This is a genomic window from Bacillus sp. PSXD-155 (assembly GCF_049310765.1).
Lineage (GTDB): Bacteria > Bacillota > Bacilli > Bacillales > Bacillaceae_G > Bacillus_A > Bacillus_A cereus.
This window is the reverse complement of the sequence record NZ_JBMOWC010000058.1, coordinates 15,862-29,326: the sequence shown is the minus strand read 5'-3', so window position 1 is coordinate 29,326 and position 13,465 is coordinate 15,862. Positions and strand designations below refer to the sequence as shown.

Genomic DNA, 13,465 nt, shown 5'->3' with positions numbered 1-13,465 from the left:
AACGACTTTCATATACGTCTTATATATTTGATGTTGATATATAGGACATTGTTTCAATTTTACATTTTGTAAATATTATATAAGTCTTATATATAATGACTTGATATACGTCTTGCAATGATGTAATATATTTTTAGGAATAATTAACCAACGTTTTAAGGGGGGGACAACTTGAACGAGGTATTAAGTGAAAAATATAAACAAAACAAATTCACTGAAGAAGTTGTGGAAATGTTTGCAGACATTATTGAAGGAGACGAAATACTCTACAATGTATTTCATTACATAGGATCTCAAGTAAACAAACAATACCAAGAGACAAAGTATATGAGAGGAATCTCAATAAATGAAATAGTAGAAAGTGTTGTTATTGATAGGAGAGTAAAGAAACCTAAGGGTAAATCCTATTCATTAGAACTTGAAAGAACTAACATTTCAAGAAGATCGGCAGAAGGTAGTGTTGCTACTTTAGCTTCAATGTCATTAATAACAGAAAAAATTATGCATCCGTATAAGTTTTTAATTTCAACTATTAGGGGACAACAAGTATTAGTTGAATTAGGGAAACGTAAAAAAAGTAATGAGAATAAGGGAGAGATAAAATAATGGCAAAAAACTTTCTGAAAAACGAAGTAGCTGTGAAAATGACTATGGTTGGTTTTGGTCAAGCTGGAACTAGAATGGTAGATAAGTTTGCTGAGTATAAGCATACAGACGGTACAGCAGTTTATAATTGCCTAGCCTTGAATAGTAATGATGGGGATTTAGCTGAACTGAAAAATGTGCCGAAAAGTAACCAAGTTTCACTAAAATTAGGTGGTTTGGGTAAGAATCCTGAGCGTGCTGTAAAGGTTTTAGAATCTAATGAAGAAGCTAAAGATAAATTAAAAGAATTTATAACGGAACGTGTTAGACCAACTGATGAATTAGTACTATTTTTTGCAGGTTTAGGCGGTGGTACAGGTACATCTACAATTATTCAAGCAATTGAAGAATTCTCCGCTTTTCATAATAAACCTGTAATTGCTGAAGAACTTAAAAGTATGGCAATGAAAATTCCTAGAGAAGAATTAATAAAAAATCAACAAAAGTATGCAAGAATTGCTTTCAATAATGCTATTGAGCGTAAAGATTTCATTAAAATGGGTATTGTAGTTACACTTCCAGTTAGGGCGGATGGGCCTGATGTACTAAGACAGGTGAATAAATTTTCACAAGAAATTTGGAAGTTAGCTAATGATCCAGCGAAAGGCGTTGCATTTGTTGTATTTGCAGATAACCAACACTTCTATGATGAGTTTAAGGGATTAAACGAAAATGAGAAAAAAGGCATTGGAAACTCACGCGACTATGCAAATCAACGCATTGGAGATATTATTCATGAGTTAAATACAGCTGCAAATGGTTCAGGAACATCAGTAATTCTAGATTCTCAGGACTTTAAACGAATTTTACTAGAAAGAACAGGCTGTTTAGTAATTAATAAGATTTCACGTAATATGAATCAAATTGAAAACAGTGAAGAAATTGTAGATATGTTCTCAGAATCATTGAAAGGAAGCTCATTCCATCACCCTATTGACCTGATGAAGACAAATGAAAATGGAGATTTAGAGGCATCGAAGGTACATCATTTTGGTATGTTAGCAATTTTAGATGAACAGAAGAACATTGATGACTCATTTATGGATGATGCAAAAGTAGAAGTGACAAATAAACTACCAATCAATGGAACTGTTTTTAATGGTTATTTAGTGAGTAAAAATGACTTTATGGGCAGCGTGTATACTTTCTATAAGACAGATGCACTACCATCACGTTTATCAAAAGGATTAGTTGAAGAATATAATGAATTTAAAGAAAAACAAAGTCAAATTCAATATACAAAGTCTCAAATTAATACTATTGAAGCGCAAGACTCGGATGATGATTTCAATATTGACTTTGGTGATTACTTTGAATTAGAACCAGTTAAAGATGAAGAGCCACAAGCGCAAAATGATGAAGAATTAGCGGCATTTATGGATCCAGATAAGATGTTCGGAACTAAATAAAAAATAAGCCTGGAATCTTCCAGGCTTATTTTTCTATTTTCATTACATTTTTCATGTATTCAATCATGTTCTCATCAATATAGTTTTCTATGAAAAGTTGTTTTCTCGCAAGATCTTCCTCTTTTTTAAACCAACCAACTTTTTTTATACGAGTTTCTTCCGGCTGTGTATTCCACTCGTTTTCAGCTTGTTTTCTTAACTCTGTACGCGCTCTATGTTGAATAATTATATTATCTAGTCTTTCTTGTCTTTGGCGCTCTTTTAACTTTTCAGGGTCTTCTGGTTCAGGTAGCACTGCACGTATAGCCTCTTCAAACTTTCCTTGATACTCTAATTCAATGTTTTGTAAATGCATTTGAATCTTTTGCTCTACTATTTTTTCAATAGTCGCTGCAGCTTCCTGCATGTTTAATTGGGTTGAGACTTCACTGGTTTGATTTTCTGGAGAAACTGGTCTTAGTTCAAATTGATGTGGTAAAAGCTCAATAATTGCATCTAGCGACCACTTTTCATCCCTTTTTAGCTTGATAAATAAAGCTATGTCTAAATCCAGTGTGTTATATAGCTTTTCATTTGTATTATTGGTTCTTAATGTTCCGTGTAACCCCTTTTCCTCTAGGATATTGAACCAATTGTATACAGTGTTATGATGTCGGCCTACTAGTTTTGAAAACTCTGTTATTCGCCAAGCTTTTTCAAAAGTATCTTCATGACTAGAGTTTGTATTATTTGACTCCATATGTTCAGTTGTATTTTTGTTATCTTGTTCAATCATCGTTGTACCTCCTTGAAATATAATGGCCATAGCAAAATGGAATTAACATATAAAGTGAGATTGACATGTTAAGTGTCTTTCGACGATATAAACCTCAATACCTTTGTCGATTGACATTCACATGAAATGTGTCATTGATATATAAAGCGCCACTTGTTGACATGAAGTTGATAAATAAGGGTTTGGAATTAACTATTGCTAATACCCAGTTAATAATCCGTTAGTTATTAATGATTATTGTTGCTATGAAATTAACAAATTAGTCTACAATATATTAATGATAAGAAAATATTAGTGATTTGTAAATAAATTATAAGGATATAGCATTAAACTTAAAGACTTAAAAACTAAAAAGTATGTATAAATCTAAAGCGAAAAGCCCATACTAATAGTAAATAAAGGCCTATATTTATTGTAATTTATGATACTCGGTATTAGAAAACCAAGAACGGTATAGTTAATTGGTTTCAGTAGGTCTTTAGAATGCACGTGAAGGCTATTATAGGTTGTTGAAGTACTTTTATGTGGTTTAATATAAACTCACTTTTTCTAGGGGGTATCACCCCTTACAAGTGATCTCTATATAATCAAAATTGATTCATACAATTGCCACTTTTAAATCGGAAGTAATAAAAAGTGATTTATTGTTTTTGGTTACTATCAAAATACTTTCAAGAATGATATCTTCTCCGATTTATCCAGTGAATTTTGCTATAGAAAAAAGCCTTTTAATAGATGCAGAATCTAAAACTCTATTTGTATGTATATTTTCAACTTTAGAAGCAATAATTGTTAATGTTATGTCAATATGTAGGGATGATAGTTGATGTGACACTACTGTTAATAGATAATTAGCCCTATTAACATGTTAATCTCAGGTTACATGTCAATTACAAATAAAGAGAAAACTGTTAATTTTGTTATGTTACTAATAAGAAACTATCAATTGTATGGAATTCTTATTAGCTTCTAGCCATAATTAGTATTCTTTTAGGATGTTTTCTTTTTTTAATTTTTCAATAGAAACCTGTTGTGGTAGATAAATTTTTAACTAGTGCAAATTTCGAAGACCCAAGATCTGCATCTATTCGTATTACAACTACATAATTGTTAATGTTATATCAATGTTTAACGAAAATTGTTGATATGACATTAACAATATAGACAGTATTTCTCTCTGCGTATCGCCTTTAGACTATATATCAATGATAAACAAAGGCTGAAAAGCATTGAATTACTGTCGTCATTTGTTATTGTGATTAAATTTTAACTATTTTTTGATAGTGTGAAAACAACTTCTAGGATAGATCATCACTAGATTCGCTTCAAGCAAACCGTCACAGAAGAAAAAATTCACCAATATAGTTTTTGAAATCTTGAAAGCTATAAACACTTCTCCTTTTTGACACCTTAATGTCAATGTTATATCAATATCAATCAGAATAATATCGATAACAAATGAAAACAATTGCTTAACATGTTAATTTCAGGTTATATATCAATGATAGACAAAGGAAAAACTGTTAATTTTTCGGTGTCACTAATAAGAAACTATCAATTGTATGGAGTTCTTGTTAGTTTCTAAGTGCAATTATAGTTCTTTTAGAGTGTTTTTTGGTTTTTCGTTAGAAATCTGTGGTAGTAGAAAAATTTATAACTAATACAGATCTCGAAGACCCGAGATCTGTATTTATGCGTATTTCAACTACTTAATTGTTAATGTCATATTAATGTTAAATAAAAATTATTGATATGACATTAACAATATAGACAGTATTCCTTTCTATGTGTTGTTTTTAGACTATATGTCAATGATAAATAAAGGGTAAGATACTGTCATCATTTATTATCCTGATTAAATTTTTAACTATGTTTTGATGGTGTCGAGACATTTTTTAGGATAAATCGTCACTAGATTCACTTCGAGAAAACTGCAGCAGAAGAAAAAATTCAACCGATTTAGATTGTGAAATCTTGAAAACTTTAAACGATTATTCTTTTTGACACCTTATTGTTAATGTTATGTCAACCTCATTCAAAATGATATTGATAACAAAAGAAAACAATCAGTTAACATGTTAATAACAAATGATAGATTAAAAACCAGTTATCTTTCCGTCGGTATCAACATGAGATTGATAGTTTCAGGGTTTTTCTTTTTTATGTCTTACTAGCATTGCAACATCTTTATAGATAGTTTATTAATTAACTTATTTCCGTGCAATCTGTTGCAATGGACTAATGTTCAACTAATATAGATTTTGAAGTTTAGATAGGTGCAAACGTTTTTGATAAGTAATCGCTTGTTAATGTTATGTTGATGTTAACCGATGGATACTAGTGATAAAGTTGGTGCGCTTCATTTGATATGTTAATCTCAGTTGATATATCAATGTCAAATATAGGTGAGGTGTATTGATTTTCTGTTGGTATCAACATGAGATTGATAATTATATGACTGTTTTATAGTCCTTATTCTAAAGTGGTTTTGGGTAGAATTAATTAATTTTGAACAAAATATAATGTTATGATGATTGTTTACAGGAAACGGATTATGGTTAACAATATTGCGCTTAATAGCGCAATTAATTGGTTAGTAGAGAGTATACTGTACCAAAAAAAGTAAGCAGAAAAACATTAGTGAACGGTTAATAAGGAGGACCCTTATAGCTTAGTAAATATAGATTGCTAAAATAGTATCTAATTCCGAAGAAGTTCTCGCTTCAAAAGGTCGAAAAGGGGTTGAGCAGTGAGATGCCCATGTATAATTATAGTGTGGAGTTTAATAATATTATAATTAACCTCTAGATTAAATAAAGAATTTTTAGTATATTCTTATTATAACTTGTTGATTTTTTTTATTTTCTAGTGATTACATGAAGCCCTTCGGGTTACGGATTAAATTACACGTTTGTGTGGTATTTAACCTCCGTATTCCAAAGGGCTTTTTTATTTGCTCAAGGGGAAAGGAGATATGTGATGTCAATTGAAAAGTTAGCAGCAAGTAGAATATTAAGGCCAGTAAGAAGCATGAATAAGGGGAGTAATGAGAGGTGGTTTGAATATTATAGAACAACGTGCCCTATATGTGGTAAACAAGGATGGTGCATGGTTAATGATTCTGAAACTAAAATAATATGTGGACGAATTTCATCTGAAACAGTATTCGGGGAAGCAGGCTATTTACATATAATAGCTGAAGATCAAAAAAGGGGATATGACTTTTCTCAAAATCAGATGATTAAGGAACATAGGAAGAAAAATGATTACAACCTTGATATTATTTATACTGTATTCTTAGAATTTTTAGACGTGCGAGATGAACATATTAAAATGTTAATGGGATCAAAACGTAGGATTACAAGAGAAGTAATAAATGTTAGAAATTACAAAAGTTTTCCTATTAAACCTTGGGATACTACGAAAGAGCTAATAAAAAAAGTAGGGGGGAAAACAAGCTATATTGTTGGAATTCCAGGATTTTATGCAAAAGAAACAAAGGGTGGAAGATATTTTACGTTTGCAGGAAGGAGAGATTCTTTATTAATACCGCAGAGAAATATATATAATCAGATATGCGGTTTTCAATGTAGAATTGATAATCCTGAATATATGACAGTTGTAAAAAATCATAAACCAAGCTTTAATGCAGAAGTTATTGAGCAACCCAATGTTATAGAGGTGACCTATAAAATCAATGGGAAGATAGAGTCTATATTTAAAGGTAAAATCGATGCTAAAGAATGGTATGAAATTAATTATGAAGGTGAAAAATTAGGTGAGGTACAATTAAAGTTAGAAAGTAAATATATTTGGATCAGCTCAGGTGGGAAATTCCATGGAACAGGAGCTGGGAACCCATTGCCAATACATGTAGCAGTACCTAGTCGAGAGTTGAAAAGTTTGGAACGTGGAGAACTAATAAAAAAGGATAATGTATGGATTTCAGAAGGGAGTCTAAAGTCTGATATTTCTGCTGAAAACTTAGAGGAGCTTCTAACAAATGAGGAAAAAGTAATGTATGGTACCACAGTTGTATCAATACCTGGGGTTAAAGTATGGAGAATATTAATTGAACCATTTAAAAAAATGGGAGTTAAACAGGCGACGTTCGCTTTAGATATGGATATGATTACAAATTCAGATGTCCAGCGGTCGTTATTAGAATGTGCGCAAGCGCTTTATCAAGAAGGGATAAGTATTAATTATGCAAGTTGGGATATTAATCTTGGAAAGGGTCTAGATGATTTACTGTTAAACGATTATATTCCAGCAATAGAGAAAGTGAGATAAACGCTATTGTATAATTACAAGAAAGTTGTAGACTTTACAACAAAGTCGTGGACTATACAAGAAAGTTGTAGACTTTACAACAAAGTTATGGACTTTACAACAAAGTTATACATTAAGAAAGTAGTACAATTCAAAACAAAGTTGTAGTCTTATTGTGAAGGTAAGAGAAAAAAATACATAATAAAAAGCATGATATATAATTGTCATGCTTTTTATTATGCTCAGAGTTTTAAATAAAAAAATTTTAATGTAATAAAAACATATAAATAAACTGAAAATTTTTAAAAATAAAACTTTTTTCGAGAGAAAAATGATAATATATTGATAATAGAGGAGGGAGATTAGTGAAGTTAACTAAATTAACGATTAGAAATTTTAAAGGTATAAAGGAACTAAGTTTGGATATAGAAAATATTTCGATTATAATAGGGCCGAATAATTGCAGTAAGAGTACTGTTTTAGAAGCTCTATGTACCTTTGGATCAAGTAACTCAAAGCTGGATAAAAATTTATATTATAGGCATGATACATCTACCCCGATTACCTTTCATGCCACATTTTCAGAGTTGACTGAAGCAGAGATTAACCTTCATGGAATAAGAGCTTCTATCCATGAACCTTCAGGTAAATTTATAGTCAGATCTATATATACATATGGGGAAAAAGTTGAGAGAGCTTCAAAATTGACAGGAAATGAAGAACACGATTTAGGAGAAGAAGGCTGGAATGGTAAGATGGGTGGGGGAAACAATGGTACACATTTTATAAGTGCTTTCCCAGAAGTTATATATATTCCTGCGGTAAAGAATGCAAGTGATGATATTAAGGATAACTCGCCTTATATGAAAACTTTATATGCTCTATATAAAGATGTGATAAAAGGACTCGATGAATATAAGGAGGCACAAGAAAAAACGAAACTTTTACAGGATAAAATTAATTCTCATGAAAATGAGAGGATTCAATATTTTGAAGAAGAGGTTCAAGGATTTTTGAAGGAAGTGACTGCAACTAAGATTAAGTTTAATGTCGATATAAATCCTTTAGATGAAATAGTCAGTACATCATTAAAACCAAATTTTGATTACAACGGCTTAGAAACTCTTCTGACTCATCAAGGTAATGGTGTACAACGTACTTTTATGCTATCAATTCTTAAAGGTTTTAAAATGTATATGAAAAAATATCAGGGTGAGGAAAAAGGAATAAATAGACCTTTAATTATAGCTATAGAGGAGCCAGAACTATATTTACATCCTCACTTGGCAAGAGTGTTTAAAGAAACACTGTATAGTTTAGCAGATGAGGGTTTTTTCCAAGTATTAGCAACTTCTCATTCTCCAAATTTTATTGATTTAGCAAAGCCACATAGAACGCTAGCAAAGCTCTCTTTAAATCATGAAAAAAATGTTATAGCAAATCAAGTTGATTCAAATATATATGGACTTCCTCTCCAAGAAAAAGAAAAATTCCAAGCATTATTGCGCTTTAATCCATATATAAATGAAATATTCTTTGCTGAAAATGTTATTTTAGTGGAGGGAGACACGGAGGTAATTGCACTAAAATTAATTGGGGAAAAACTAGTTATTAATGGCGAGCTAGAGAGAGAAATATATGATAGAACTTCAGTAGTTAATTGTGCAGGTAAGGGAACAATGTATATAGTTCTAAATGTGCTTAATAACTTTGGAATAAAATATACTTGTATACATGATTATGATATAACTGAATTTAATAAAAAAGGAGAGACCAAAACGGTTGCAGCGTTAAAGAAAGTGTTAACTTTGAATCATAAAATAGAAAAGCTTTGCGAGATTAAAAATAACAAAAAATTTGTTTTTCAATACACTTTTGAAGAAGAAATGCCCCATGATTATGTAAAAGGAAGTTCAAAATCATTTGCAGCATATGAATATTTGAAAGATAAAAAGCTACAAGAGATGCCTTTAGGGTTATTAAATATTATTAAATCTTCTTATGGCATAGTACTACAAGAAGAAATAGATCATAAGAATTCCAATTTATTAGAGCGTTATAGTTGGGGGAACTTAAATCAAGCAAAAAATGAATGGGTTGCTCCAAAGGACGATGAATATATTATATCTGTATGGATGGAAAATGGTAGCCAACAAGGATTACCTATATCTGCAGAATAAAATATTATAAGTGTTTTTTGATATATTTAACAATAAAGTATTTTGAGGTAGTAGTATAAGTATTTATAGGAGAAAAATGCTTTATTTTCTGTTTTGAATATGTTGTACAAGAATGGAGAAATTATCGATTAGGTTTTAGTTTAACTAACTAAAAAGTAAAAGGCATGCAGATTAATGTCATGCTTTTTATTTTGTATTATATAATAAATCAATTTATTTTGATTTATATGTTGTAAAGTAAAGGTTTTTAACATACAATAAAAACATCAAAAAAAATTGATGAAAGGAAATTACCATGAAAGAAATTAAATTGTACACTCAATCAACTACCCAATCCTTTGAAACGTATGAAAAGAAGTTTAAAGCATTGGCAGATCAAAAAAGGTTACACATTTTGTACGAATTGTGTCAGCGTGGAGAAACTTGTGTATGTGATTTAACTGGTGTTCTTGAATTGCCACAATCAAAACTTTCGTACCATTTAAAACTTTTACTTGATGCGAACCTTATTACGAAAGAAACAAAAGGAACATGGAGTTACTATAACATTAATAAAAAAGAAGTAGATGCACTATTATCTGAGCAATTATGCTGTATATTTCGTCCTATGTCATAATTTTGATTGGGACGAAAGAGCATTTTAATATATTTTAAATCAATTTTTTTTGATTAATACAGCTTTTTATAAATGATTAAACTTGAATAATCGTTCTGGCATTTAAATCAATTTATTTTGATTTAAATAATTAAATTAATATTTTACACTTAAAAATTCAGAGAAAATTAGGAGGTTTTTTCATGAAACCTATTCAACTTTCATTCAAAGTGCAAGATTGTTGTGGAACAGACAATCAAACATTACAAAGCAATATCGATGTGCAAGGATTAAAACAGTTACCAGTCGCCATTATTGGGGGAGGTCCTGTAGGTTTAGCTGCAGCTGCACATTTAGCAAAACATGGTGAATCATTTATCTTATTAGAAGTGGGAGAAAAAATAGGATCAAACATTCTTACATGGGGCCATGTACGGTTATTCTCACCTTGGCAATATAACATAGATAAAGTAGCCCTAGCTCTTCTTGAACAACATGGCTGGGAATCACCAGACATAAACGCATTACCAACAGGAAGAGAAACTGTAGAACAATACTTACAACCGCTTGCGAACCTTCCAGAAATTAAACCATTTATCCATTTGAATACTAAAGTACTATCTATAGGTAAGAAAGATACAGATAAAATGAAAACAACGAATCGTGAAAAAATGCCATTTATGATTTATACAGAAAAAGAAGGCGTACTTCAAGTTTATGAAGCTAGAGCGATATTAGATGCTTCAGGTACGTGGGGAAATCCAAATCCGGCAAATTCTAATGGTATCTGGTTGAAAGAAGAGAAATCCCTTAACGAGCATATTTTTTATGGTATTCCAGATATTTTAGGAAACGAACAAAAGCGATATGCCAATAAGCATGTAGCTGTTGTTGGAAGTGGTCATTCTGCAATCAATGCTTTATTAGAGTTGGCAAAATTAAAGAAATCCTATCCAGGGACTAAGATTGTATGGATTATGAGAAAGCAACGTGTGGAAGAAGCATACGGGGGAGAGGAAAAAGATGCTCTTGAAGCACGTGGAACCTTAGGTAGCCGCATTCATCAATTGGTTGATGAAGGAATCGTGGAAGTAATGACACCATATAAAATTCAATACGTAGTTAGTACAAAAAATGGAATGGACATTGTAGGTCATCAAGATGAGAAAGAAATAAAAATTACTGATGTCCGGGAGATGATTGTAAATACAGGGAATCGCCCTAACTTATCTATGATAAGTGAAATACGTACTTCTATTGATACTGCTACAGAAAGTGTAGGGGCTTTAGCACCACTAATCGATCCTAACCTTCATAGTTGTGGCACTGTTCGTCCACATGGTGAAAAAGAGCTTCGACACCCAGAGAAAGGTTTCTATATTGTAGGTTCAAAAAGTTATGGAAGAGCACCTACATTCCTTATGGCGACAGGCTATGAACAAGTTAGATCTATAGTTGCTTACCTTACTGGTGATTATGAGGCAGCTGAAAAAGTAGAACTTGATTTGCCAGAGACTGGTGTTTGTAGTGTGAATTTAAAGCCTAATAAAGTAGATGATTCATGTTGTGGTACAGAATCTTGTTGTTAAGGCGACTGACTGTAAGGAGTAGTAATTTATATTACGCCTCCTTACAGAATAATTAAGTTTGAAAGGAGAACACAATAAAATGATTATTAATCATGCGGGTAATTTAAAAAAAGACTATTTTTTATCCTATCTAAGATTAATAATGAATGCCCACCAATGTAATGTTGAAAATGCAAAAGATTATGTTTTTCAAAATATGTTCAGACTTGAAAAAAACAGTTTAGGAAAGAAAACTTATCAGAGTTTCCTTGAAGCTTATCAAGAATTGAGACAACCTAATTAAATTAATAAATTTTCTAAGAAATTTATGAGATAAATAAGAGATATTAGGGGGAGATATGTATGGAGATTAGGAGAGCAACCGAACAAGATGTACAAGAAATTATGGCTATTTATAATGAGGGTATCGAGGATCGTATTGCAACTTTAGAGACAGAAATAAAAACAGATAAATATGTGATGGAATGGCTATTTCAAAGAGAAAATAGATATTCGGTAATTGTTATGGAAGAGAATTTACATATTGTCGGTTGGGCCTCCATTAATCCATATAGTCATAGATATGCTTATCGGGGTGTAGGTGAACTATCTATATACATAAAGAGAGAATATCGTGGAAAAGGTTTGGGACAAAAATTACTTTTGGCTTTAGAAAAGACCGGACAGCAAAATGAATTCTATAAATTTGTTTTATTTACTTTTTCTTTTAATAATCTAGGGCAAGGACTATATCGTAAAATGGGTTATCGTGAAGTAGGAGTGTTTGAAAAGCAGGGAATAATGGACGGCGAGCGTGTTGATGTGATGATCATGGAGAAATTATTATCTGGAGAATAAATAATATTGTATCAAAAGTGTATAAAAAGGTATTTACAAAATTAGATGAAATGCCTATGTAAATACCTCTTTATTATGTAGTTATTTATCATTTCGAATTTTAGAAATTAAATGAAAGAATCTGTTAGTATCTATCGATGTATTTTAGAACGTCAACTAAATGATATACGTCATACCCTTTAGTTTTATAGGTGAAATAACTCTCGTAAGTAATTTGACCATAAAAGATTAAACTCTTAGCAGATTTGGCAGGGGATTTGTAAGTCTTTCCACCTTTTTTCTCTATAAAATCATTTACCTTTTGGATTAGAGGTTTTACTATATCTTCAGTTTTTTCTTGATTAACAAATCCATTAATTGAATCGTCATATAATGGAGCAATTCCATAAAAAGTTGTCTTGTAAATATGGGATTTTAAAAGCTTATCCATGTCAATTTCATCGTAATGGACATCTTCCTTATTAAAGTAATATTTATCTACTCTACTTACTTTAATAACAGGAGTTTTCATAAATTCATAATTATCTGGTCTTTCATTCGCACCGAGGGCATTTGGAACTATCACGTTCGTTAAAACGTGGCCCTCTTTTTCTCTTTGACTAAATAAGCTCTCTTCTAAGATTAATGCTTCATATTCAGTGAGATTTTCTTTCACAAAACGAGTGTCACAATCATAGTGATTTTTAACTCTTAAAAAGTATGGATTATTTTTCTCTTGCTTATAACGTTGTCCTTTACCTTTACCAATATAAAAGACTTGGTTCGTTTCTTTAATAAACCATTCATAAACATAATATACTGATTCAGTACTTAATCCTGACTCATCTGGAACCGTTGTAATTTTAATATCATTACCAATGGTAATTTTCATACGCACCCCCCTTTTAGGTATATTTTACCACAAAAAACTATACTCATTTATGTGTGTATTGCTATGGTACGATTTCTTAGATAAATAGCATTGATAAAAATTTTTTGGTACCATTTATATAAACATATAATTATTTACTTATGATATGGTTTTGAAAATGCACAAGAATTATTTATTAAAAAGAATGGGGGGACAAGCTCGTTAGATCAATTGCTAATTGTAGGTATGTACCTTTTAATAATTTACATGTGTGCATATGTTACGCTCGAATATCGAAAAAATAAAATTAGTA

General features: G+C 31.0%; 10 protein-coding genes. 8 read left to right on the top strand and 2 right to left on the bottom strand.

Annotation, left to right across the window (positions count from 1 at the left end; translation table 11 throughout):
• Positions 1–171 precede the first annotated feature (171 nt).
• The gene (locus ACO6VI_RS28870) at positions 172–606 is read left to right on the top strand and encodes a hypothetical protein (protein WP_001006721.1); all 435 of its coding nucleotides are present in this window, start codon (positions 172–174) and stop codon (positions 604–606) included.
• Positions 606–2,054 (top strand): cell division protein FtsZ, encoded by a 1,449-nt coding sequence (locus ACO6VI_RS28865; protein WP_098839978.1) that lies wholly within the window; start codon positions 606–608, stop codon positions 2,052–2,054. Before ACO6VI_RS28870 ends, ACO6VI_RS28865 begins: the two co-directional genes overlap by 1 nt.
• Before the next feature lie 25 nt (positions 2,055–2,079).
• Here ACO6VI_RS28865 and ACO6VI_RS28860 read toward each other — a convergent pair whose 3' ends face one another.
• The gene (locus ACO6VI_RS28860) at positions 2,080–2,829 is read right to left on the bottom strand and encodes a hypothetical protein (protein WP_000572418.1); all 750 of its coding nucleotides are present in this window, start codon (positions 2,827–2,829) and stop codon (positions 2,080–2,082) included.
• A gap of 2,979 nt (positions 2,830–5,808) precedes the next feature.
• Here ACO6VI_RS28860 and ACO6VI_RS28855 point away from each other — a divergent pair.
• The 6 genes from ACO6VI_RS28855 to ACO6VI_RS28830 all read left to right on the top strand — a co-directional run bounded on the left by ACO6VI_RS28855 (position 5,809) and on the right by ACO6VI_RS28830 (position 12,302).
• The gene (locus ACO6VI_RS28855; RefSeq protein WP_422424778.1) at positions 5,809–7,122 is read left to right on the top strand and encodes a DNA primase; all 1,314 of its coding nucleotides are present in this window, start codon (positions 5,809–5,811) and stop codon (positions 7,120–7,122) included.
• Positions 7,123–7,466: 344 nt separating this feature from the next.
• The gene (locus tag ACO6VI_RS28850) at positions 7,467–9,281 is read left to right on the top strand and encodes an ATP-dependent nuclease (RefSeq protein ID WP_071731689.1); all 1,815 of its coding nucleotides are present in this window, start codon (positions 7,467–7,469) and stop codon (positions 9,279–9,281) included.
• A gap of 295 nt (positions 9,282–9,576) precedes the next feature.
• Positions 9,577–9,897 (top strand): ArsR/SmtB family transcription factor, encoded by a 321-nt coding sequence (locus ACO6VI_RS28845; RefSeq protein WP_071731688.1) that lies wholly within the window; start codon positions 9,577–9,579, stop codon positions 9,895–9,897.
• 182 nt (positions 9,898–10,079) lie between these two features.
• Positions 10,080–11,465, top strand: coding sequence for an NAD(P)-binding domain-containing protein (locus tag ACO6VI_RS28840; RefSeq protein ID WP_422424776.1), 1,386 nt, complete (start codon positions 10,080–10,082; stop codon positions 11,463–11,465).
• Between the two features lie 79 nt (positions 11,466–11,544).
• The gene (locus tag ACO6VI_RS28835) at positions 11,545–11,748 is read left to right on the top strand and encodes a hypothetical protein (RefSeq protein WP_071731686.1); all 204 of its coding nucleotides are present in this window, start codon (positions 11,545–11,547) and stop codon (positions 11,746–11,748) included.
• Positions 11,749–11,807: 59 nt separating this feature from the next.
• A complete protein-coding gene (locus tag ACO6VI_RS28830) occupies positions 11,808–12,302 on the top strand; it encodes an arsinothricin resistance N-acetyltransferase ArsN1 family A (RefSeq protein WP_071731685.1) in 495 nt (164 codons plus the stop codon).
• Between the two features lie 124 nt (positions 12,303–12,426).
• Here the strand turns inward: ACO6VI_RS28830 and ACO6VI_RS28825 are convergent, their stop codons facing one another.
• Positions 12,427–13,173 (bottom strand): hypothetical protein, encoded by a 747-nt coding sequence (locus tag ACO6VI_RS28825; RefSeq protein WP_071731684.1) that lies wholly within the window; start codon positions 13,171–13,173, stop codon positions 12,427–12,429.
• Positions 13,174–13,465: the final 292 nt, after the last annotated feature.